Source organism: Listeria immobilis (assembly GCF_014322845.1).
Lineage (GTDB): Bacteria > Bacillota > Bacilli > Lactobacillales > Listeriaceae > Listeria > Listeria immobilis.
In genome coordinates, this window is the sequence record NZ_JAASUA010000017.1 from 1 (window position 1) to 23,091 (window position 23,091).

Annotated in this window: 24 protein-coding genes and 2 pseudogenes; 20 read left to right on the plus strand and 6 right to left on the minus strand. The window is 32.4% G+C overall.

The window, feature by feature from the left end; all coding sequences use genetic code 11:
* Nucleotides 1-104: 104 nt before the first annotated feature.
* Both HCJ45_RS14420 and HCJ45_RS14425 read left to right on the plus strand, forming a co-directional pair.
* Nucleotides 105-497: pseudogene (locus HCJ45_RS14420) on the plus strand (YrhA family protein); the annotation flags it as partial.
* 67 nt (nucleotides 498-564) lie between these two features.
* Nucleotides 565-999: a YrhA family protein gene (locus HCJ45_RS14425; RefSeq protein ID WP_185398378.1), complete on the plus strand. Its 435-nt coding sequence runs from the start codon at nucleotides 565-567 to the stop codon at nucleotides 997-999.
* Between the two features lie 270 nt (nucleotides 1,000-1,269).
* On the opposite strand, the gene HCJ45_RS14430 is transcribed toward HCJ45_RS14425, so the two are convergent.
* Nucleotides 1,270-2,466, minus strand: a complete 1,197-nt coding sequence (locus HCJ45_RS14430; protein ID WP_185398377.1) for an ATP-binding protein — start codon at nucleotides 2,464-2,466, stop codon at nucleotides 1,270-1,272.
* Between the two features lie 579 nt (nucleotides 2,467-3,045).
* Here HCJ45_RS14430 and HCJ45_RS14435 point away from each other — a divergent pair.
* The 3 genes from HCJ45_RS14435 to HCJ45_RS14445 all read left to right on the plus strand — a co-directional run bounded on the left by HCJ45_RS14435 (nucleotide 3,046) and on the right by HCJ45_RS14445 (nucleotide 4,392).
* Nucleotides 3,046-3,378, plus strand: coding sequence for a YrhA family protein (locus HCJ45_RS14435; RefSeq protein ID WP_185398376.1), 333 nt, complete (start codon nucleotides 3,046-3,048; stop codon nucleotides 3,376-3,378).
* 424 nt (nucleotides 3,379-3,802) lie between these two features.
* A complete protein-coding gene (locus HCJ45_RS14440) occupies nucleotides 3,803-4,045 on the plus strand; it encodes an AbrB/MazE/SpoVT family DNA-binding domain-containing protein (RefSeq protein ID WP_185398375.1) in 243 nt (80 codons plus the stop codon).
* Nucleotides 4,039-4,392 carry a type II toxin-antitoxin system PemK/MazF family toxin gene (locus HCJ45_RS14445; RefSeq protein WP_185398374.1) on the plus strand — a complete coding sequence of 118 codons (354 nt, stop codon included), beginning with the start codon at nucleotides 4,039-4,041 and terminating at the stop codon, nucleotides 4,390-4,392. Before HCJ45_RS14440 ends, HCJ45_RS14445 begins: the two co-directional genes overlap by 7 nt.
* Nucleotides 4,393-4,428: 36 nt before the next feature.
* On the opposite strand, the pseudogene HCJ45_RS14450 reads toward HCJ45_RS14445, so the two are convergent.
* From HCJ45_RS14450 to HCJ45_RS14475, 5 genes and pseudogenes are all read right to left on the minus strand, one after another.
* Nucleotides 4,429-4,727: pseudogene (locus HCJ45_RS14450) on the minus strand (IS3-like element ISLmo1 family transposase); the annotation flags it as partial.
* 408 nt (nucleotides 4,728-5,135) lie between these two features.
* Entirely contained in the window at nucleotides 5,136-6,230 is a 1,095-nt protein-coding gene (locus tag HCJ45_RS14460; protein WP_185398373.1) for a hypothetical protein, read from the minus strand.
* A 235-nt stretch (nucleotides 6,231-6,465) separates the two neighbouring features.
* The gene (locus HCJ45_RS15200; RefSeq protein ID WP_185398380.1) at nucleotides 6,466-6,714 is read right to left on the minus strand and encodes an IS3 family transposase; all 249 of its coding nucleotides are present in this window, start codon (nucleotides 6,712-6,714) and stop codon (nucleotides 6,466-6,468) included.
* A gap of 194 nt (nucleotides 6,715-6,908) precedes the next feature.
* The gene (locus HCJ45_RS14470; RefSeq protein WP_185398372.1) at nucleotides 6,909-7,250 is read right to left on the minus strand and encodes a hypothetical protein; all 342 of its coding nucleotides are present in this window, start codon (nucleotides 7,248-7,250) and stop codon (nucleotides 6,909-6,911) included.
* Nucleotides 7,243-8,079 carry a ParA family protein gene (locus HCJ45_RS14475; RefSeq protein WP_185398371.1) on the minus strand — a complete coding sequence of 279 codons (837 nt, stop codon included), beginning with the start codon at nucleotides 8,077-8,079 and terminating at the stop codon, nucleotides 7,243-7,245. Before HCJ45_RS14475 ends, HCJ45_RS14470 begins: the two co-directional genes overlap by 8 nt.
* Before the next feature lie 692 nt (nucleotides 8,080-8,771).
* Here HCJ45_RS14475 and HCJ45_RS14480 point away from each other — a divergent pair.
* The 15 genes from HCJ45_RS14480 (at nucleotide 8,772) to HCJ45_RS14550 (ending at nucleotide 22,864) form a co-directional block, all read left to right on the plus strand.
* On the plus strand, nucleotides 8,772-10,388 hold the full coding sequence (locus HCJ45_RS14480; RefSeq protein ID WP_185398369.1) for a primase C-terminal domain-containing protein: 1,617 nt from the start codon (nucleotides 8,772-8,774) through the stop codon (nucleotides 10,386-10,388).
* A 361-nt stretch (nucleotides 10,389-10,749) separates the two neighbouring features.
* The gene (locus tag HCJ45_RS14485; RefSeq protein ID WP_185398368.1) at nucleotides 10,750-11,433 is read left to right on the plus strand and encodes a hypothetical protein; all 684 of its coding nucleotides are present in this window, start codon (nucleotides 10,750-10,752) and stop codon (nucleotides 11,431-11,433) included.
* A 758-nt stretch (nucleotides 11,434-12,191) separates the two neighbouring features.
* On the plus strand, nucleotides 12,192-12,455 hold the full coding sequence (locus tag HCJ45_RS14490) for a hypothetical protein (RefSeq protein WP_185398367.1): 264 nt from the start codon (nucleotides 12,192-12,194) through the stop codon (nucleotides 12,453-12,455).
* Between the two features lie 290 nt (nucleotides 12,456-12,745).
* A complete protein-coding gene (locus HCJ45_RS14495; protein WP_185398366.1) occupies nucleotides 12,746-13,477 on the plus strand; it encodes a TraM recognition domain-containing protein in 732 nt (243 codons plus the stop codon).
* Between the two features lie 556 nt (nucleotides 13,478-14,033).
* On the plus strand, nucleotides 14,034-14,321 hold the full coding sequence (locus tag HCJ45_RS14500; RefSeq protein WP_185398365.1) for a hypothetical protein: 288 nt from the start codon (nucleotides 14,034-14,036) through the stop codon (nucleotides 14,319-14,321).
* Between the two features lie 584 nt (nucleotides 14,322-14,905).
* Entirely contained in the window at nucleotides 14,906-15,190 is a 285-nt protein-coding gene (locus tag HCJ45_RS14505) for a PTS transporter subunit EIIB (RefSeq protein ID WP_260450222.1), read from the plus strand.
* Nucleotides 15,190-15,891 (plus strand): PTS sugar transporter subunit IIC, encoded by a 702-nt coding sequence (locus HCJ45_RS14510; protein WP_185398363.1) that lies wholly within the window; start codon nucleotides 15,190-15,192, stop codon nucleotides 15,889-15,891. The genes HCJ45_RS14505 and HCJ45_RS14510 overlap by 1 nt, the downstream gene beginning before the upstream one ends.
* Nucleotides 15,885-16,256 (plus strand): PTS transporter subunit EIIC, encoded by a 372-nt coding sequence (locus HCJ45_RS15070; RefSeq protein WP_187125276.1) that lies wholly within the window; start codon nucleotides 15,885-15,887, stop codon nucleotides 16,254-16,256. The genes HCJ45_RS14510 and HCJ45_RS15070 overlap by 7 nt, the downstream gene beginning before the upstream one ends.
* A gap of 291 nt (nucleotides 16,257-16,547) precedes the next feature.
* Nucleotides 16,548-17,288, plus strand: a complete 741-nt coding sequence (locus HCJ45_RS14520; protein WP_185398361.1) for a GntR family transcriptional regulator — start codon at nucleotides 16,548-16,550, stop codon at nucleotides 17,286-17,288.
* The gene (locus HCJ45_RS14525) at nucleotides 17,289-18,134 is read left to right on the plus strand and encodes a class II aldolase (protein ID WP_185398360.1); all 846 of its coding nucleotides are present in this window, start codon (nucleotides 17,289-17,291) and stop codon (nucleotides 18,132-18,134) included.
* Nucleotides 18,134-18,598, plus strand: coding sequence for a PTS sugar transporter subunit IIA (locus HCJ45_RS14530; RefSeq protein ID WP_185398359.1), 465 nt, complete (start codon nucleotides 18,134-18,136; stop codon nucleotides 18,596-18,598). The genes HCJ45_RS14525 and HCJ45_RS14530 overlap by 1 nt, the downstream gene beginning before the upstream one ends.
* Nucleotides 18,599-18,616: 18 nt before the next feature.
* Nucleotides 18,617-18,907: a PTS sugar transporter subunit IIB gene (locus tag HCJ45_RS14535; RefSeq protein ID WP_185398358.1), complete on the plus strand. Its 291-nt coding sequence runs from the start codon at nucleotides 18,617-18,619 to the stop codon at nucleotides 18,905-18,907.
* A 1-nt stretch (nucleotide 18,908) separates the two neighbouring features.
* Nucleotides 18,909-20,288, plus strand: a complete 1,380-nt coding sequence (locus tag HCJ45_RS14540; RefSeq protein WP_185398357.1) for a PTS galactitol transporter subunit IIC — start codon at nucleotides 18,909-18,911, stop codon at nucleotides 20,286-20,288.
* Nucleotides 20,285-21,739, plus strand: a complete 1,455-nt coding sequence (locus HCJ45_RS14545) for an FGGY-family carbohydrate kinase (protein ID WP_185398356.1) — start codon at nucleotides 20,285-20,287, stop codon at nucleotides 21,737-21,739. Before HCJ45_RS14540 ends, HCJ45_RS14545 begins: the two co-directional genes overlap by 4 nt.
* 927 nt (nucleotides 21,740-22,666) lie before the next feature.
* Nucleotides 22,667-22,864, plus strand: a complete 198-nt coding sequence (locus tag HCJ45_RS14550; RefSeq protein WP_185398355.1) for an IS3 family transposase — start codon at nucleotides 22,667-22,669, stop codon at nucleotides 22,862-22,864.
* The last annotated feature ends 227 nt before the right edge of the window (nucleotides 22,865-23,091 follow it).

The following is a 23,091-nucleotide window of genomic DNA, read 5'->3' on the forward strand; positions in this document are numbered from 1 at the left end:
ATTGTGAGTTAGTAGTGGTCCCTTTTTCAACCATCGCACCTATAAAAAGTGGCCCCTTTTTAAATTAGCATAAACAACAACAATTAGATAAAAATCTTCAAGAGTTTTATCAATTAGATATTAACAAGAATACAGATGATAGGGATATTCAGTATTTTAAAGAGTGGGTGTTGAAATTATTTGGTGAAAAAGCATCTGTAAAGGAGTATACAAATTTTATTACAAATGTAAACGGTGTGAACTATAACGGGTTGTATTTGTATGGAATCAAACCAACGGATTATAGGCTAGATATCATGTATAACAATGATGCATGGCATGAAATCGAAATACAAAAAAAGTACTTGTTTTTTGGGCATGACGATTTATCATGGTATGTTTGGAATAGAGAAAGTGAGGAAGTTCAGTTAATTGATAAACCAGGTGGAGAAATTATAGAGGTATATAAAAATCTGGATGATTTAATGGAAGAGGCTTTATGTACTGCTTTATCATAAGCGTTAAGAATTTATTTTCTATTCCAAAAGTTATTATCTAACCACCATTAAAGTAAAGGAGAAAAAAATGATTATAAATTTAATAAGAGATATAGAAAAGCAAGGGGAAGAATTTGATGAGAGGCTACCAAACAAAATTTCGAATGAAAAAATAAAAAAATTTGAAAGCTGGATAATTACAAAATTTGGAGAGTCTACTGTCGCTGACCAATATATAAATTCATTTTTAGTATATACGAATGGTTTAAATTTCAATGGATTATTTTTATATGGGTTTGATACTGAAGAAGATATTGACTTAGTAGAGAATAATGGAATTTGGCATGAAAATGAATGGAATAAAAAGTATCTTTTTTTGGGAGAAGATAGCATTAGTTGGTATGTATGGGACTCAGAAATGAACATTTTTCAAATATTAGATAAACCTGGAGGAGAAGTAGAAGAAGAGTTTAATAATATAAGTGAATTAATAGAAAAGGCTATGCAGATAAGTTTATTATAATGTATTACAAGTACGAGCAAGATATGTATTTAAGTCGATGGTGTATGCAAGCAGTCTTTTGACTGGAGCAACTGGCTTAAAGTTCTGGAATGGTTGGAGAGCGCAGAGGTTAATATAAATACACCTATAAACATACGTATGCTTATAGGTGTATTTATAAATCAATTTACTTTTATTTATATAGTAACTATCAAATTACAAGTAACTCCCCATAATAAATCTTATGTAAACTAGAAAGTATTTTTATACTAATTTACTTTGTACCTGTCTCTATCCTCTTGATAATAACCAATCAACAATATATTCGATAGGAATTCCATCTATTTGAGTTGTTTCATAATATCTACCTGTAACGACTATCTTTTTGTAATTATCTTTAATATTTAAAAGATTATCAGTCTCATGCATATTAGCCGGTAATTCATATGATACTTGGATATACAATGTTTCATCTAGCTTTCTTGCAACAAAGTCTATTTCTTTATTGTCAAGCTTACCGACGTCAACTGTGTACCCTCTACGCAGTAATTCTATATAAACAATATTTTCTAAGCGATTACTATAATTACCATCTTTTCTTCCGACGGCATTCCTTCTCAGACCTGTATCTACTATGAAGTATTTACCATTTGTTCTAAGATATTCTCGTCCACGAATATCATATTGTTTTGCTCTATAAAATAGATAACCATTTTCTAGTAAATCTAGATAACGATTTACTGTGTGGACAGTAGTAACCACTCCTTCACTTTTTAAGGTATTTACAATTTTAGAAGCATTTACTAATTGTCCAACATTATCTGCTAAAAAACGAATAATTGATTTTAAAGTAGTGGGATCTTTTACGCCTGCTCTTAATGCAACATCATTTAAAACAATGGTGTCAAAAATTCCGGATAAAATAGTATCTTTAATGGATTCCTCTGCAATAACAACACTTGGAAAACCACCATATTTTTCAAACTCATCATAAGCATTATCTACTTTTCGAGAACTAGATTCAATGCCTTTTACATCTAGAAACTCGGAAAAAGAGAGTGGATAAATAGGGATTTCGATATACCTACCGCTTAAAAGTGTTGCTAGTTCACCTGAAAGCATATTGGCATTTGATCCTGTGATGCTTATATCACTATTGAAGCTTACACGAATACCATTAATAATACGCTGCCAGCCTTCCACAACTTGAATTTCATCAAATAACAAATAAATTTTGTTAGAATCTTCTGGAAGTAGTGCATTTAATTTTTGTCGAAAATTTTCTTCAGTGGTTATAGTCTGATAGTCAAAACTTTCAAAGTTCATGTAGATAATATGATCTTCTTTTACTCCTTCTTGCAGTAAGTATTCTTTATAAAGCATTAATAAGACTGACTTCCCCGAGCGACGAACACCTGTGATAACTTTTATGAAATCTGAATCTTTAAATTGAATAAGCTGTTTAAGATAATTAGGTCTTTGAAACATTTGAGCATCTCCGTTCTTGTAAACTTCTATTTAGTAAGTATTTTATCATTATTTGAAGTTAACTTCAAATAATGGGGTGTGTAATGAACTTGAGAAGTTTATTAGTTATTCTTAAACTTAGTTTTTATGTAATACACTACATAGCGATATGTCTACAAGATAGTGACTTCTAAGGGGGATTTCATACTCAGTGAAAGGAAGGATTTTATGAATGAGCTAGTTTTTGTTAGAGAGAATTACAATGTAATTCATATTTCCTTTATGAAAAAAGGCCATATCCAGGGTGGAATTTATAACTGGTACCTGCCCTATTGAGATTTAGATAGGATACACATCGGTACAATTACAACTATCAAGATTGGTAATAAAAGGAACAAAGTATTTGTAGTTGATCTCTCTTATAATTTAAAAGCATAAACAAGGGGAAGATAGTATTTCATTTTTTGTATGGAATATGATAAAAAATATGCAGTTTTAGATATAAAACCAGTGGAGATGTATTTGAAGAATATGATAATTTAAAAAATCTTTTAATGGAGGCATTAGAAACAGCACTACCTGGCTAATAGAGGTGTTAATATGATAGAGAAATTAATAAATGATATTGCGGAAATAGAAGCAAAGTATGATGAAATACTTCCTGCGCCTGTAACCATAGAAGAGCAAGAAATTTTAAAAAATTGGTCTACTGACTTATTTGGGAAAGATATACCTATCGAAAGTTATAGTCAATTTTTGAATAAAGTCAATTCATTACAGCATAATGGGCTATTTTTATATGGAGTGAATACGCAAAATGATAATTTAGATATTATTGAGAAGAATAAAATCTGGCATGATGTGATACAATATCAAAAATACTTGTTTTTGGTGATGATGATACTTCTTGGTATATATGGGACTCTGAAGTAAATGAATTCCAACTGTTAGATAAACCAAGTGGAGAAATAATGGAAATATTTGAGTCTTGTAATGCAATGCTCATAGAAGCATTACAAACTGCCATGAATTAAAAGATGGAATGATAGCCATTTTCAACTTAGTATTAATAATTGATACTAAGTATTTGTAATAGTAATATATTATGTTACTGTTACATCACCAATTTATAAGTAACTTTATAGATTAAAATGGAACTGAATACTTTCCTCTACTCGAATAAAAATTCATAGAATATGAAACCAAAACAGTAGCTAAGTTTATATTTTAAAAGCGGAGTTTTTATAATTTTGATGTAGTATCATTAATTAAATGAGCCAAATTTCCATAGCACGAAGTATATACATTGTATATACTTCGTGCTATAATATTTATATAAGAAAAGGAGGAGATTTTCATGACCACTGTTAGTATTAAAAAATGGGGGAATAGTAAAGCTGTTCGACTCCCTAATAATATTTTAAATGCTTTAGATATTCATGAGGATGACAACCTTAAAATTGAAGTTGTGGAGAATCAAATGATTCTTACCAAAACCACTGCTGACTTGACTATTGAAGACTTGTTTGCAAACTACGATGGGGAGCCTTTCTATACGAAGCTTCAGGAATTCGAACCAACTGGTGATGAGAAATGGTAAGGCAGGGTGACATCATTAAGATTAATTTGAATCCTAAAAAAGGACATGAGCAACAAGGCTATCGCCCTTATATCTGTCTTAGTCACCACTTAGTAAGTGATTATGCAAATATTGCAATCTTTGCTCCTATTAGCAATACGTTGAGATCTTACCCATTATATGTACCTTTAAAAGGCACAGAGACAACTGGGAAAGTTTTGCTCGATCAATTGATTACCATTGATTATAATGCTCGTCAATATAATTATATTGAAACTGTATCGGACCCTTTCCTCACAAAATTATTAGAAACAGTAAAAGTTATTTTTCAAAAGAATGAAAACCAACCAACTGAAAATTTGCACTGACATGGAAAAGTGGGAATTGAATAACAACACTTTTGATTAGACTGCTTGTTTCCTGAAATTAACGGGAGACTGGTAGCATAATTTTTGTAGAATTCTTTTTTCATCATCATATTTAGTATAATTTTTTACGATTTGGATATAATGGATTTAGTGTATTTATACGCTTTATGAAGGTAGAATGTTTCATATTTTAGCGAGAAATGGAAACATTCAATGGGAGCGTTATCTGCGGATGTCCCTTTTCGGGGGATACTACGGATAACGTTTTTCTTTTGTCAACATTGATAATACTCATAGGAAGTGTACACGGAGTCTTGGTCATTGTGGAGTAAACTCCATTTCTATACCAGCGCCACCAAATTTTCATTTGTGTTGGATGTTTGATATTTAAAGCGTCCATAATTTCTTTGGTTGCTTTACCAGCTAACTTCATTTTAATTGCTTCTTTTTTTATTTCTACTGGACACATAACTCTTGTACTCACAAAAAACACCTCCATTAATTTCATTTTACATGAATTCAACGAAAGTGTTTTTCTTTTATTCTCATTTTTTAGTGACAGTGCCCTTTTTATTGTGAGGTGTTTATTATATAATAATGTTTTTTTAGCATTGTATATTACTTTCAGTTTCTCATTAACTTAGGAAAATAAGCAGTCTAATCAAAAGTGTTGTTATTCATTTCTAAATTGACTCCCCATTTATTAACAACAACTATATTTACCGCAGACACTATACTTTTCCTCATTTAACACTATTATAACCATAACCTTCTAACAAGTTTTTTACAGTTGCTAATGAGTATGTATCATCATATTCCATACTCATTTCATTCATTTCAGATAAATTAACTTTCCCTGAATCATCTAAAATTAAATTACTAAATCCCGTCACTGCAGTAAATTTTTTAATCTCGTTATTAAATTCGGTATCTTCACTAATTGAATAAAGTCCTAAAAGAGAACCATTTTCATCTTCATTTTGCCAGCTAGAATATGAATACTCATAACTATTATTATCATCTGTCACATTTTTATAAAACTGGCGATAATATAGTCCCTCTAATTTAATAATATAAGTAGTTTTGAAAATATCATTTGCTGAAGAACTTTTATAATTTCTGTTAACTTCTTCGGTTATCATACGTTTTACATCATCTAAATTTTTTATGTCCAAAGCTTTCTCTGCTACAACATCTAAACCTGATACTTGGTAATCCAACTCCCCACTTCCTGACAATAAATATCCATTTTCAGATAAAAAATCAGAGACACCCTTATCAAATTTAACTAATGCTGTATCCCCATTTTTCAATTTACCATTATTCTTAATAACGAAATCCTCACTTGTAAGTCCAATTGAATCATCAAAAGTTGTTTCAATTTTCGCTGTTCCTTTTCCACTTGCGCCTTCAAAGTTCAATACTACATCTTTTTTTAAATCTTTGTTACCTAATTTTTTCCCTTTTTCTAAACCTGAAACCGTAAAAGTTTTGGTAACATTATTTTTTAATTTCTCTCCTTTTTCTGAGTCTACACTAACAGAAACTTCAACTTTATCTCCATTTGACAAGTTTTTCGTTTTACTTAATGTCACTTTATAAGATTCTAATAAGTTTTGAATTTTTTTCTGCATCTTGTCATCTGGCATTTCATTATCTAGATTAATACCATAGATGTCTTCTATCATTTCCGTATCATTCACTGAATAATCTGCACTTCCTTTTGTATCTATACCTGAATACGATAGTTGAATATAATCAGTCAAATCTGATTTTCCACATCCAGTTAATAACAAGACACATAATAATATACCCATCCCTAAAAAAACTTTTTTCATTCTTTCCCCTCCTATTATTTATCTTTCAGTAAAATTATATCAAACGGGCATTTTTTATTTGTGACAAAAAAACAAACAAATCCAATATTTTATTAATTTTTGTGTATATTTTAACCGATGTAAGGATTTTATATTATGGCTATGACTTTTTATATCACTTATTTTGCTGATTACTTTATTAGTACCTGTCCTATTGGATGATTGTCAATAAAGTAGACACAAAAGGAGTAGATATTTAAAGATTTTCAAAGTATTTTTCCTCCTTTTCGTTGGGAGTAAGCATGTTTAATGTTCCATGAAGTCGTGGGGTATTGTAAAGGCCTTCGATATATTCAAAACAAGAAAGATGTACTTCTTGTTTTGAAGAAAAGTTACGATGGTTCAGTTCCTCCTTGTATTTTCTGAATTCTAAAGAGATACATGGGGAACCTTGATCAGTATGAAAAAAGGCCGGGGGCAGTTGGTTTATGGTTATAATTTTTATACAAAAAGATCACTTCATTAGTTTGGTGCTTTGCCACCTTTATTCTAACAAAGGTGGTCTTTGTTGTGTATTAAAAAATGGATTTGATTATTTCTCTTAAAAAGAAATTCTCAAATCCATTATTCTGCTTACTAGGATTTATGTCCCATACTCTCTTATGCCTTTGTATTATGTATACATATCTACATGTATACTCATCTACTTCTTTTTTTCTCGTAAATCGATACCATAGTTCTTAGTTCTCTTTTTTCATCTGTAGTCAAAACTGATTCGTGTTCATCAAGGAGGACATCAAGTAATTCATCCACTGAGTCTAATCCTTTGAGGGCTACTAGAGCATTTATTCTATCCTTATTTCTATAGCTTACCCGTGCAGTTGTAGTTTTCTCAATAGCTTTTTTAACATTTCTTTCTGTATTTTTTTCTTCATTAGCTGTGAAAATACTATTTCTTGCAAATGAAGAATTTGGTTCAATTTGTTTAGAACGTTCGATAGTCTTGGGTCTGTTTAAAAGTTGCTTTCTAGAATCACTCATTTTCAATTCCACCTTTCGCTCGAAGTCGTTCTAGTAATTCGTCAGTAACATTTTTGTATAGATTTAGCACACGTTTATCGTGCATATCTGCGGAAGTATCAATTTCAGAATCAACAATACCAATTAAATCGTATCTTTTAAGGCGCTCCATATTTTTTACTACGGTTTTGAATAAGTTTTGTTCTCCAAAACTTTCTTTTGCATTTTCAAGTGTAGAAATATCAACGGCAGCGTTATTTTTAAGTAAAACTGGTAAGACACCTAGAATGTCAAAGTCAGCATGGTAATTATCAATTAATTCTTGTAAATATTTTACGTATGCTTCAGCGCCTACAAGGCTTCTTTCGTGTGTTTGTAACACTATAATTGTATAATCGCTACTATATAAAGCAGAATCCGTATATGATGATAAAGTAGGCGGAACATCAATCAAAATAAAATCAAATTGATTTTTTAAGGGGTCAATTAATTTAGAAAAGTATGCTACTCTATCAAATTGATTATTAGGGAATTTTTTTTCTAGAAATAATGGATAAGATGTAAAATCAGCGAAACTAGGTAATAAATATAAATTTTCTTTTATTTTTAATACAATGTCTTCTAGGTTTTCATCGGCTATAGCTGACATTAATGTTTTATCGAATGTTACAACTTGATCCTCTATTCTCTGTTTGGTTAGTAAATATAAAGCAGTTGCGTTTGCCTGGGGATCTAAATCTATTAGAAGAACTTTGTGACCTTGTCGAGCTAATTCATGACCAATCATTGCACTATTAGTAGTCTTACCAGTACCACCCTTAAAGTTTCCAAATGTTATTACTTTTGCCATAATATCCCACCTTCAAAATTTTGTAAGTATACGAATCTACATGTAGATTCTATTTGTCTTAATAATAACACATGTTTTACAAGGCTTCAATCAATATATTTATAAATCGTCTACATGTATATTTGCATACAAATATACATGTCTACAAATATACGCATCTACATATAGAGATGCAGATGTGTATATTTGTAGACTAAGATTTTATGATTTTCGGCTCTACCACAATGGTAATAATCACCTTGAATACCAATCTACCAATCTGCCAATCTACCAATCTACTTGTAGATTGGTAGATTGGTAGATTGGTAGATATTTTTTGAGATTTTGAAATTTTCATTTCAAAAATACGTTTTACAAAAAATAAATATTGTTGTATTGTTAAAATAATAAAAAAAGGAATCGCTAGAAAATGTACTACCAATACATTTTCTACAATCCACATACGACCAAATATGTGAATCCATACGACACCTTTCAAACTATAATTCTTTTATAAACTGTAAAAAAATTATAACATAAAAAGGCTTATTTAGCAATGCTTAAAAAGCTTTTTGTATACTTTGAAAGCATCTGGAAACACATTGGTTTCTTCGATGCGAATTTATAGATTGGTAACAGCAATCTCTATTCGTTGATGAATGGTGGATTAGCTGTTTTTTTGTACGGAAAAATATAAAGAGGGAGGAAAGTGCATGTATAATCAAGCATTTTGGAAGGCGATTGATTTAATAACTCACGATAACACAGATACATTTAAAAGATGTGGAAGTCGGGCGGATATGTCAAGTCGAAAAGTTATACAAGATTTTGAAAAAGAATCTGGCCAGCGGAAAGGTATACACTTTGTCACAAGGAAAAAAGAGGACTTAAGCACACAAAATGGTGTGAAAGGCTATATAATAACAAGTAAAGAAACCTTAATTTCCAATGCTACTGACTTAACTCACTGGACACCTAATCAATTCCGGTTTGGTAGTTATACAGATGATGCACGAACGTTGATTTGTGGTCATCGAGAAAATAACTTGCAACAAGTGAATACTTTTGTAGTAGATATTGATACACAAGTCGGTGTAGATGTTCCGGGTATTTTAGCAGCTTCAGCAACTTATTCTGTTGGAACACCAACACTAATCCTAAAAACAACGAAAGGATTCCAAGCTTATTTTGTGCTTTCCGAATCTGCTTATATAAGCAATAAAAATCAATTTAAGAGTCTGAAGGTTGCTAAGCGCATTTCTGAAAATATCAAAAAATCGCTATTAAAACATATTCCTGGAATTGATATTGGATGCAATGATTTTGCATTCTTCAGGATTCCACGGCCAGATAATGTAGTCTACTTTAATCAGGAACAAACTTATTCCTTTTTGGATTTAAAAGAGTGGTCGATGACGTATACTAAAAATAATAATGATTTAATCGCTATCGATGGTGGGAAAAAGGATATGAAGTACGATCCAACACAAGCAAAATGGTTTAATCAACTTATTAATAAAACTAATTTAGAGGGTGGAGATGGTCGAAAAGGGCGTAATCACGCAACTTTTGGGCTTGCACTTGCTTTGTATGCAGCTGGAAAAACAGAAAATGAAGCTTGTGATATCCTTGATGAATTTAATTCAAACTTAATCAAGCCTTTACGAAATGCTGAAGTGGAAAAGTGTATATCTAGTGCATTTTCTGGAAAATACAAAGGACCAAAAAAAAGCAAAATTGATTTACTCTTCAGTGATCAAGATATTGATGACGAAAGGAAGCATTCTAACGCATTTAAATTTAAATCGTCCGGTTACCGGGAGTTTAAAAAACATAGAAAAGCCAGAAAGGACCGTCAATATTCGCACGTTTACGAATGGGAAAGGGATGTTATTCATTTCATCGAGGAAAAAATTAAGTTTGGACAAACTTTTCTCGATGGGATGAATCAAAAAGCATTAGCAGAAGAAATAGGTGTACCAATTGCAAGTTTTAAAAGACTACTACAGAAATCTACAAAGATTGTGAAAAAAGTTGAAGGGCAGGGGAGAAATGCAGTGACCCTTTTATCGACACAAACAATTATTTTGAAAGTTGCGATTAAAGCAGCAATACAGACAAAAGGAAAGCAATCAAAAGACTATGCTCAATTTGTTGCGAGTCATTCTCCAGGCGTACAAAAAGTATTAACTAGCATTACTCAAAATAATGATGAATTACAAGGCAATATAAGCTTGTTTCAACACAAAAATCGAACATTGCAAATAAATGCCAAGAGTGGACAAAACGATTGGTATAGAAGCAAATCAATCCACTTTGAATCAAGTTAAATTAAACAGTATCAATTGCCTAATCATTTAATTCTTTTTACTTGCACTTCTTGTTTTTATGCGTGAGATTGCTAATCAAATAAATTATATAGACTTAATTATATGGTTAACAGTGTTATTAAATAAACGAATAGAATTAGGTTAAGGTTAGTATATAAATTGGAATTTTTTGCAGTTACAGTAAATTATCAGTGGTTACTTAATAAAGGATGAAAAGCGACGAGAAAAAGCTAGTTATCTAGATGGAAAAACAAAATATTTTTATTATATTACAGCTGTTATTACTATACTTTGTTTTGGTTTTTTAGGGTTTAAAATAATTACCTATCAAGAAAGTTTAGATGCAGATAGTGGCACTGGAGTGAGTAGCGAATTAAATTTAAATTCAATAACTGTTCAGATGATTTCTCGACACTATAATCCAAATAATCATTATTTAGAAGTCTTAATTCAAGCGAAAAGTGAGTCGATTTTATTAAACGAAAAATTAGAAACAATCGTAACAGAGGGTAAACAAAAAACGCGTTTATTACATCAATTTTTACATGTCACCGATCAATATTATGTGCTTAGTGCGAAAAATGTGCCAGAGGATTGGAGTGTTATTTATATTGATGTAGGTCTTATTGTAACACCAGAAAATAAGCAAATAGATGTGGATGTTAGTAATCTTTTAGGTGGAGAAAATAAAGAGAAAAAAGCAGATGGAACAACTATTTATCAAGACCTATGGGTCTTAAATCATTCCAAAACAAGAACCTCTTCTAAGCTTCATCCTAAAATAGAATCAGCCTATATTATTCAATATACAGACTTGGAAATTCAAGAGTCTCAAACACTAATTCGAGATATTGATATGTACATTAAACAAGTGAAAAAGGATGAAGAACGTGTGAAAAAAGATATTGCTGATTTTCAAAAAGCAGAAAGATATCAAACGGAATCAGAGATGGAAAAGACCGAAGATAAGATCCATCAGTTACAATCAAATATAGATCAATTTGAAATAGATATCACGAAACAAAAGATAAAAAAGCAGAATTAGAAGAGAAAATGAAGAAACTTTCATTGCAAAAACAAGATTAAAAAGGCGAAAAAAGTGAAAATTAACAGGTGAAAAAGCACTGTGTAAGCACGGTAAAAAGCACCGTGCTTACACTGCTAGACGAAAAATGAGGGGGTGGTGCCACGGTGGATTTAATCATTTGAGCACGGTGGTACCACGGTAATTAAGTAAATAAGGGGTGGTGTAAGCACGGTTCCTTGATAAAAAGCACAGTGTTTACACGGTGGAATGACCTTGACTTGGGACTGCTCGCAGGCTAGGTACTGCCTAGCCCCCCATGTTTTTGGGGGCACTGCCTTCTTATCCTGCTTTCTATCGCTGGTCGATAGAAAGCTCTATTTTGTGACCTTTTGGTCGCCAAATAGCACACTTAGGAACGAAATGTTATGTAAAAAGGAGATGGAAAATGGAACGAGCTGACTAACAAAAGAAGAAAGAACTTCATCAAATTATAAAAGAAAAAACTAATTGTACATGCGTGAGTAACTATTAAAGTAACCGAAAAAAGTGCAAGTGAAAATGGATAAACAGAACAAGAATTATCTATTAGAGATAATAAAAACATAATGGTTTCAAGAAGAAAAAGATGGTTGCACTTTATCTGAGACAGTATAGAAAAAAGGGTAAAATTTTAATGCGTTGGATAGTCAAAAAACGTATGGATATATCGATTCAATTTTCGAATTTACAAAATATAAACGTTACTTTTTAAGGGCAGGAAAGGAGGGTGTAAAAGCATGCCGGATATCAAAATAAATAATGTATCATTTGATGTTGTGGAAAATTTAGCAATCATTGCTAAAAGACAAGGCTACAAAAGTCGTGATGCTTTTTTACGAGAAGAGCTACAAAAAATTGTTCGGCGTTATTGGAGAGAGGACACGCCAAATCTCGAACAAATATTATTATCCAAAACATTAAAAGTGATTGAAATGAACACAGATGTAATGGCAGATATTATTCGACAACAACACGTTCAAAATCCATTTCATATCGAATAATAATTTGGTTGTTTCAATTAAGAGTGACAAGAAATTTTGTTAATATGCGATATTTATTGGAGAGAGAAATCTTTTTGTTTTGCTATTAGAAGTTTTTTTAAAACTTCTAATAGCAAAACAGGTATCAAATTCGGTTATTATTTGATTAAAAATATCTCTTCTTTTATTCTAGATTAGCATAAACAGCTGGAGAGTTACGAAGCAAGTAAAGAAGGAATATTTTAGCTATATTTACAAGCAGATAATCTAAGAAGTAAGTCGATTTATTATTAAAAAGTGAAATTGGTTATTTGTTTGATACGAGTTCAGGTGATGGAAACGAACTCGATTTGTTGGAAGTAGACACGAATAATGACATGGGTGTGGGCTTAGATGGGTTGATTTATAAAGAATTTATCGAAGCATTGGCTCACTTTTTCATTGGAGAAATCAATTTTTGGGCATCGTATCGCTATAAAAGTGCTGTAAAAAATGCCGGAAGAGAAGGTGGAAATGGACAACAAAAATCCTCCTTTTTATTTTGTGATGAACCTTCTACGTATCTATCGGAGAACTTTATGGATACCGTTAATAAGACACGTAGTGCAGGTATTCATACATTATTTTCTCCCCAAACGATCACCGATTTAATCTTGAAGCATGAAAAAATGGATAAATTATTAATCGGAAATGCCAATACTTTTTTCATTGGCCGGATGAATGAACTAGGAGAAGTAGAGTATGCAGCCAAACTATTGGGAACATTTACGGGGATTGAATTAACCGAAGTGACACAACAAGAAGACGGTTACGGTAATGTCAATAGCACGAGTTGGAAGAGAGATAAAGGTACAAGAAGAGAAGTATCTGTGTTCAAAATACATCCAGATGTCCTCAAGGGATTAAAAACAAGTGAGTTTGTTTTGTATCTCGATTTTGTGTCTACTTATAGACAGTATACTATCAAAAATTCTTTCTACTTTATTATATATCCAATGAAGATGTTACTCACTAGGATGAACAAAGTAAATAGTTACATGTAGATAAAGAATATCCAACAGAGCAAGGAAAAATGGAATCCAAAGTGCAGGAAACAAAGTTAGGTATAAAATAATTAGATGCTCGTAAAGGAAAATTGGAAGAATGGTTAAATGATTATCCAGCATAAAAACCCTTTTTTTCGTTCTTTTTAACTGGCAAATAGCTGGCATGTGTATGGCAAATGTATGGCAAACAGAAAAAAGAGCTGGCAAATGTATGGCAAATCATTCCATTTTTACGTAGATATGCTGGCAAATTTATGGCAAATTCATTTTTTTAGGCCGAGTTTGTGAAAAAAGCGAAAAATAGCCTGTAAATGGTATGGCAAACGTATGGCAAACGAGCAAATTTCAACCCCACCACGAAGCTAGGTACTGCCTAGCTTCTCAATGGTTTTGACCCCAAATCCCCTTAACCTGCTTCTATGAGGAAATGTTTCACATTTGCGAATAGAAGCTGGATGTTGGAGGCTCGAAGCCGAGAACAGACAGAGGCACTTAGCTTTTTCATCACGTCACAAAACTTAAAAATTAGAGAGGAGATAGGGTAGTGGTTACTATGAAGGAACAGCAAAGCATCAAAATTCGTGGGCTAAATAAAGCGGCTCATCAACACATGGTAGAGCAAGCAAAACAATCCAATCTAAGTGTTAATAAATACATAGAACAAAAGTTAGAATTAATCGCAAATGGTGTAGGAACAACTGTTATAAGCAGAGGGAGGGAGGGAGAGAAGGAACTAACTAGACAGGCACTAGAGAAGATAAGGATGAAAACTTATTTTCGCTCCTTGATTTATCCTTATTTCCCGGAATTTCAAATGGTGAGAGATATAAATAGAAATTAAAGTAACATGTTTGTTAAAGCCATAAACCTTCATATGAAAGCAGAGTGGTTAAATGAAAGAGCGCTGGACAATTAAATAACTGGATAATTATTTACCCATTCTTCCAATTCACCTTTACGAGCATCTAATTATTTTATACCTAACTTTGTTTCCTGCACTTTGGATTCCATTTTTCCTTGCTCTGTTTGTATGACTTTAATACTTTGATTCACATCTGCTTAAGTTACTTCTGTTTGATATTTTTTTATCTGTATTTATGTAAAGGTATAATTTATATCAAACTAATTGTTGGCAAGTAATTAACTAAATACAACGAAACAAAGCTTAGCTTTTTAGACAAGAAAACCTCATGACCGTTCCAATTAACATCAAGAAAAATAGCTACTACTTATTCGGTATAGGTGTTTCAGTTTTGAAGTCTATACGGCAGTATATGCATGAATTTTAAAACGTGTTTATAAGCGGATCTTTGTTGGCATGAAACGAGTGATTCGTCACGTAACCAAGTTAACTTCCACAAAAAAATAACATGGAAGTGAAATAATCAACTCCCTAAACAAACCAAAAATTTTCCTAGGAAGCTCATGCAAGTTGATATAAATTGTGACCTGAAAGAGTGTATCTTTGTTGTATGGCATTGTATGACACGCTTACGTTTTAATGTAAAAGATGATAGCAAAATAAAAATGGATGAAATAAAAAAGACGAAAGGAGTTATGGGTGCCCAGTTTTCCGGTTCTCAATTCCAAGTAATCATCGGCAATGATGTAGCTAAAGTATTTGATGAAGTAGAGGCTCAGCTAGGTACACTAGCCAGCAACGGGGACGAAAGTAATAATAGTGAGAAAAAAATATCCTTAATACTTTGATGGATACAATATCAGGTATATTCACACCAACATTGCCGGCATTGGTTGGAACCGGATTGTTGAAAGGCTTTCTTGCATTATTTGTCGCACTTAATTGGTTAACCGTGGACAGCCCTGGCTATCAAGTGTTAAACATTATTGCAGACTGCGCATTTTATTTCCTGCCGTTTATTTTGGCTGTTTCCGGCGCAAAGAAATTTAAAACGAATGAATATTTAGCATTAGCAATTGCTGGTGCATTATTATATCCAACAATGACAGCAGGAGTTACAGCTACTATGGCAGGTGAAAGTGTAGCACCGTTGACATTGTTTGGTGTGTTACCAATACCCTATTTAACATATAGTTCATCAGTTATTCCAATTATTTTAACTACGTATTTGTTGAAGTATGTTCATAATTTTATTAAAAAATGGATGCCATCTGTTTTGACGACGATGTTTACACCTATGCTAACTTTAGTTATCATGATTCCAGTTACTTTAGTTGTTTTAGGACCACTTGGAACATACATTGGTGTGGCTCTTGCAAGTGTAATTGGTTGGTTATTCCATTCGTTTGGATTCCTGGGTGGATTACTTATTGGTGCCTTCTATCCATTGCTGGTAATGACAGGCATGCACTGGGCATTGTCGCCTATTATGATTGATACGTTTGTTAAGTCAGGATTTGATAATACCTTAATGCCCCGGCTATGTTAGCTGCAACCTTTGCAATGGTTGGAGCGACATTCGGCGTCTTTCTTAAAACGAAAAGTTCTAATATGAAGCAACTTTCTCTATCTGCTGCAATTTCTGCAATATTAGGAATTACTGAACCAGCTATGTATGGGGTTGTTTTAAAATTGAAACGTCCATTTTATGCAGCAATGGTTGGTGGAGGTCTTGTAGGAATGTTCTTTAACTTAATTGATCTCAAAGCTTTTGGTATGGCAATCCCAGGCTTAATTGCTTTACCTAGTTACGTTGATGTAGCGAATAGTCAAAATATACTCCTGTTCTCAAACTCGCTTATTTTTATTGTCTACTCTAGTATAACCATTCAACACAAATATACGTATTTTTAGCATCCATTTTAGTATAATTATTCCAGCGTACATGCGAAGTGAACATATTATAAAAATAGTTCTTATATTATCAGTTATGCAAGTAAATAATAATGAGTTCAGTGATACTTGCGATTATTTAAAATTAAGAACGATGTTACTTTTTAAATCAATTTATGGAAGAACTAAAAAATTTATCTTTACTTTTTTGGTGTTAGCGTTTACAATTTACTTATACATTGTTGTACACAGATGTACAGTGTTGTACTCTATTGTATATGCTTGTATGGAACGAAATTAGGAGGTGATTGAATGATTATCAATCGTAATGTTTCAAAGCCAATTTATCTTCAAGTCGCAGATTATCTACGAAATGGCATCTACGCAGAAGAATGGGGGAAGGGGGAAAAAATACCATCTGAAAATCAAATTATGGCTGATTTAGAAGTAAGTAGAGGCACTGTAAAAAAAGCGGTTAATATGCTAGTTGAAGAGGGACTATTACAACAAATTCAGGGGAAAGGGACATATGTAACCGAAGGGAATATCTCTTATCCGCTTGGTAAAGGGTTGTTATCTTTTGCTGAATCGTTAGAAAGTCAAAAATTGTCTTATGAAACAAAAGTCATCACTTCTGAATTTCGTAAAGCAACAAAAGAAATTGCTTCTAAGTTAGGTATTAACATTGGTGAAGAGTATCTATACATGAAACGAATTCGGTATGTTGAAGGCGAAAAAGTAATGTTAATTGAAAATCGATTGAATAGCAATTTATGTAAAGGTATTGAAGATCATAATTTTAATGTTAAAAGTTTATTTAAAGTAATAGAACAAATTACTAGAACAAAAATTGCTTTCTCTGAAAGTAGATATGCTGCAAGAGTAGTGGGCGAAAAAAGAGCAAAAGAATTAGAGGTTGCTCCAGATTCACCAGTTTTACATCTTGAACAATTAGTCTATTTAGAAGGAGGAACGCCAGTCGAATTTGGTAATGTATGGTTAAAGGCTAATAAATACTACCTTGGAACAATTCTTCAAAGGGAGGAAATTTAAGTGCCATTAGTAAACGGATATACATTATTAGAAATCATTCAAGAAAGAAAAGTTATTGCAGGAGCCTTTAATACAACAAATTTAGAAACAACAGTCGGGATTTTACAAGCAGTTGAAAAAACATGTATTCCTACATTCATTCAAGTAGCACCAACTAATATTTCATTAGCAGGATATGACTATTTGGTTGATATGGTTTCTCGTTATGCTGAAAATATGGATACACCGGTAGCCATGCATTTGGATCATGGGAAAAAATTTGAAGATGTTAAAAGTGCAATTCGTGCAGGATTTACATCCGTCATGATTGATGGTGCTACTTTTGATTTCGAAAAAAACATTGCTTTCACAAAAAAAGCGGTTGACTTTGCAAAAGCTTATGGTGTTCCAGTAGAAGCAGAGCTAGGTGCGATATTAGGGAAAGAAGATGATCATGTGAGTGAAGCTGATTCAAAAACTGATCCAGCACAGGTAAAAGAATTTGTTGAAAGAACCGGTTGCGACATGCTAGCAATCTCAGTAGGAAATGTTCACGGTCTAGAAGATAAGCCAAAAATTGATTTTGATTTATTGAAAGAAATTAATGAAGTTTCCCCAGTTCCTTTGGTAATTCATGGTGGTTCAGGTATTCCCGACAAACACATCCAACAAATGGTGAATTATAATGTTACTAAAATAAATATTGCGAGTGATTTACGTCAAAGCTACATTCGAAGTGTAGGGAAAGCCTATGAATCTAATCCTAATGAAGCTAATCTAATTAAAGTATTACAACATGCAGAAGATTCAGTATTTGAAACCGTTTACGCTAAGATACTAAGTATGAATAGTGTGGTGCAAAGGTAATGAGTACATCTTTAACTGAACTAGAAAATATTTTTGTCGATATTGAAGTAAAAGATTTTGAAACTGTGATTCCATTATTGGTTAAACCATTGATAGTTAATCAAGATGTTCTAGAAGATTTTCCTAATCAAGTCATAGAACGTGAGCGGATTTTTCCTACAGGCCTACCAACAGAACCGTATGGTGTCGCAATTCCACATACAAATGCAGAATTTGTGATAAACAACAAAGTAACTATTGCAACATTAAAAAATCCGATTCAAATGGAATTGATGGGAGGAATGGATGAGGATGCAATCGATGTGACAATCATCTTTTTATTAGCATTGGGGCAGTCAAATAAGCAGTTAAATATCTTACAAAAATTAATGAGTATTTTAAACCAAGAAGATATATTAACAAGAATAAAAAATGGAACCAAAGAAGAAATTTATAAAATTGCAAAAGAAGAGATTCAACTTTAAAAATTGGAGGAAAATAACGTGGCTAAAAATATATTATTTGTATGTGCAACGGGCATTGCGACTTCAACAGCGGTAGCAGAGAAGGTAATGGGATTTTTGAAAGAAATGGGAGTAACAGACATAAATTACTCACAAACAAATGTTGCTTCGGTAGAATCCAATTCTGATGATGCAGATTTAATTGTTTCTACACTTAAAATTCCATACGAATTAGATGTACCGGTTATTAATGGACTAGCATTGATTACAGGAATCAATGAAGATAAAGTATTAAACAGTATTTATGATAAATTAACAGAAGGAGAATGATATGGGAAATATTGCAGAAAAACTATATGATGGTGTGCAGTATATTTTAGGATTTGGTCCGACTGTAATGTTACCGTTAGTTTTATTTGTTTTAGCACTGTTCTTTAAAATAAAACCAGCTAAAGCATTACGTTCGTCTTTAACAGTGGGTATTGGTTTTGTAGGTATCTATGCGATATTTGATATATTAACTAATAATGTAGGACCTGCAGCACAAGCCATGGTAGAGCAGACTGGGATTAATCTTCCTGTAGTTGACTTAGGTTGGCCGCCTTTATCAGCAATTACATGGGGATCACCAATCGCACCGTTTGTTATTCCTTTAACAATGCTTATTAATGTAATCATGATTGCAATTAAGCAAACAAGAACAGTAGATGTCGATATGTGGAATTATTGGCATTTTGCGCTAGCAGGAACCTTAGTATATTATAGCACAGGTAGTTTCTGGTTGGGAATAATAGCTTCAGCTTCCATAGCTATTATTGTATTCAAATTAGCTGATTGGGCTGCACCAATGGGAGCAGAGTATTTTGGATTAGATGGAATTTCGTTGCCAACAGTGTCATCAATTACTTTTTTTCCCATTGGCTTAATAGGGAATAAAGTCATTGATATGATTCCAGGAATACGAAATATTGACATTAATCCGATGACTATTCAAAAACGCTTCGGTATTTTTGGAGAACCAATGATGGTTGGAACAATATTAGGGATACTTTTAGGTATTGTTGCGGGATATGATCTCCAAGGAATTTTAACAATGGGTATTAGTATTGGTGCAGTAATGTTTATTTTGCCTCGAATGGTTCGTATCTTGATGGAAGGGCTATTGCCTCTATCAGAAGCGATTAAAAAATTTTTAAATAAAAAATATCCAGATAGAGATGACTTATATATTGGTCTAGATATAGCTGTGGCTGTCGGAAATCCAGCGATAATCTCTACAGCATTGTTACTAACACCTATTGCAGTTGTACTAGCTTTTGTCTTACCCGGTAACACTGTTTTACCGCTAGGAGATTTAGCTAATTTAGCGGTAATGGCTTCTATGGTTGTATTGTCAACAAAAGGGAATGTTTTTAGAGCTGTGTTTATTGCCATTCCTATCATTATAGGTGATTTATATATTGCATCAGCTATTGCACCATTTATTACTGGTATGGCAAAAGATGTTAATTTCAGTTTTCCAGAAGGCTCTAGTGGAATGGTATCAAGTTTCTTAGATGGAGGAAACCCATTAAGATTTTGGTTATTACAAATATTTGATGGAAATATTATTGCTCTTGGTTTGATTCCTGTAGTCGGAGTGATTCTATTCTGGATTTATAAAGTAACCTATCGCCAAACACATTTAATTGATGAAGGACATTCTAAATGAGTGGTCAGTTAGCTGTTACGATTGATATCGGAACGACTAATTCTAAAGTTTCTTTATTTGAAATCACTACAGGAAAATTAATTGATAGAACAACTTTTCGTACAGAAAAAAAGGAAGATAATTTTGGGGAATTGTTTGATTTAGACTCAATATGGACTCAACTTTTAACGATTTTAAAAAAATTCATTAGTAAAAATTCTGGAAATATAGATTCAATTAGTATTTCTAGTGTTGGTGAGGCAGGGGTTCTTGCTGATGAGAATGGGAAAATCGTTACACCATTAATTGCTTGGTATGATAAAAGAGCTATTGCATATATTGAATGTCTAACAAGGAAAGAAAAAATGAAGATTTATGAAATTACTGGGCTCCCAGCACATCCCAACTATAGTTTACCAAAAATAAAGTGGCTAGTAGAAAATTCAAAAATTTCTAAGTTGCAGAAATTAACTTGGTTAAATATCCCAGATCTTTTATGTTACTTTTTAACAGGAGAAATAAAAACGGAATATTCTATGGCAAGTCGAACACTTTGTTATGATATAAAGAAACGACAATGGTCAAAGGAAATTTTGAATTTATTTGATTTGGGAAATATTATTCAATTTCCAGAAGTAGTCAATTCAGGAGATATAGTAGGGTATACAGATTGCGGGGAACTTGAGGGATTAAATAAGGAACATATTTCCGTGCGGATTGCTGGTCATGATCATATGGTTGGCGCTCTGGGGATAGGATTAAAACCTAAGGAATTGTTGAATTCTACTGGTACGACTGAAGGACTTTTATTAATTAGTGATTCTAATTTTAATGACGCTGAACATCTTGAAAATTCATTGTCTAATGGTATTTTTACAAATTCTGACTATTATACTTTATTTTCATCCATGCCAACAGGAGGAAACATATTTGCTTGGTATAGAGAGCTATTTAATAAGGATACTGTAGTATTCTTAGAAGAATGCGAAGAATTGTATCAATACTATATAAATAATTGCGTGAGATTAAGAAATTCTTTATTGTTCATTCCTCATTTAAATGGTTCAGGTGCACCATTTAAAAATAGCCAATCGAAAGGACTTTTATATGGTTTAACTATGGAAACAACTTCAAAAGATATCTTGTTAGGAATCATATTAGGCTTGTCTTTAGAAATGAAACATATGGCTAATTGCTTTCCATTAAATGATATTCAACGCCTAGTTGTGATTGGTCCAGCTATTAATAATCCTTTATGGTTACAAATGAAAGCTGATGCTTTAAATACAGAATTAAAAGTTGTGAAAATGGATGAAGCAGTTTCGTTTGGAGCATTGAAATCTGCCTACCCGAATTTTTCTACTGAAACAGAGTACGAAAGCTTTTTTCCGAATTCTAAACGAGTAATGGAGATGGATTCGTTACTAGAAGACTACATTAATCTGTACAATAAAAAGAAACAATTGATTTAGAAAAGAAAGACGGCTTCTTGAAAAGGAAGAGTCTCAGACTGTAGAAAAACGGAAGTTCTCATTGTTTAACCTTTGAGAAATTCCGTTTTTCTACAGTCTGAAATCCATAAAAGGATGTAAATACATTTTCTTCTGACGAAGTATACCAAGGAATCTGTTTCAAAATAATTTGAATTCCGTCGTATCTGTAGGCATCTTTTGATGAGTTATAGCAGTATAAAAGTGTTTTTTTACGTCATTTTTGGTGGACGTCCTTTCGTTTTAGGGATTTCATTCACCCCGTCTTTCCAAAATTTTATCATCCAACTAGCAATTAATGTGGATTGTTGAGTCCAATTTGGTTGGCAATTTCACGCTAGGATGGCTCGCTTGTTTAGTATAACTTTATCGTATTTAGCTTCTCTTGAAAAGAATAATGTCTATTTTTCTGCTTTCGTAAAAGTCCTTCTGTACTGAATTGTTGGGAAGCATTCACTCATTTCCGAACTTGTTGGTCCATTTTGACACAATATTTTTTCGCTAAATATGTGTAGCAACCTTTACTGCCAAGGTATTATTGAACTAATTTTAATTTAAATTCAAAACTATACTTTACCATAAAAATACCGCCACTCCAAAAGTTAGATTTTTGGTCTAACTTTTGGAGGGTGGTTCATAAATCACAAGCCGTTAGCCTTATTTTAACGGATAGTCATCCTGTTCGCTTTGTTTCAAAGTAATTTGATATCCATGAAAATACGTTGTATCGATGGATTTCTGAATATGAAAAATATGATGAATGTCTTTTCCAGGGTATGGTAGTCGCAAATTTATTTCTCAATAAGAAGTCAAACGCTTAACGAAAGAAAATGAGAAGCTATGGGGGAGCTAGTGAGCCTAAAAAATTTCAGGTCTTTCTCAGGCAAAACCAAAGGTGGTCTACATATATTGTATATTCAGAAAAAATGGGACGAAAAAGTAGTGATTAAACGAGAAATACTTACAGATAAACAATTCCATACTAAGGCACAAGCAAAACTAGGGATTATCAATTACTTAGAGATTTACTATAATTACAAACGTATTTATTCCAGTTTAAACTATCTTACTCCTCATAAATTTGAAGTCTCCAACAAATTCTCTTAATTTTGGCGTTCGGTTTTCTGTTTACAGTCCATTATATCTTTACTTCGCTGTTTCAAAACCATATTAGGGTATCTTCTTTATGTGATATTTGTTTTAAACAACCTTCGTATTCCATATTCTATCACGTATTTTTGTTATTTCCAATCAGTATATTATTAAATACATCACAATACGAACCTATTTGAGTGTAGAGATGTTGAAATATATTAGGTAGAAAGGAAGCTGGT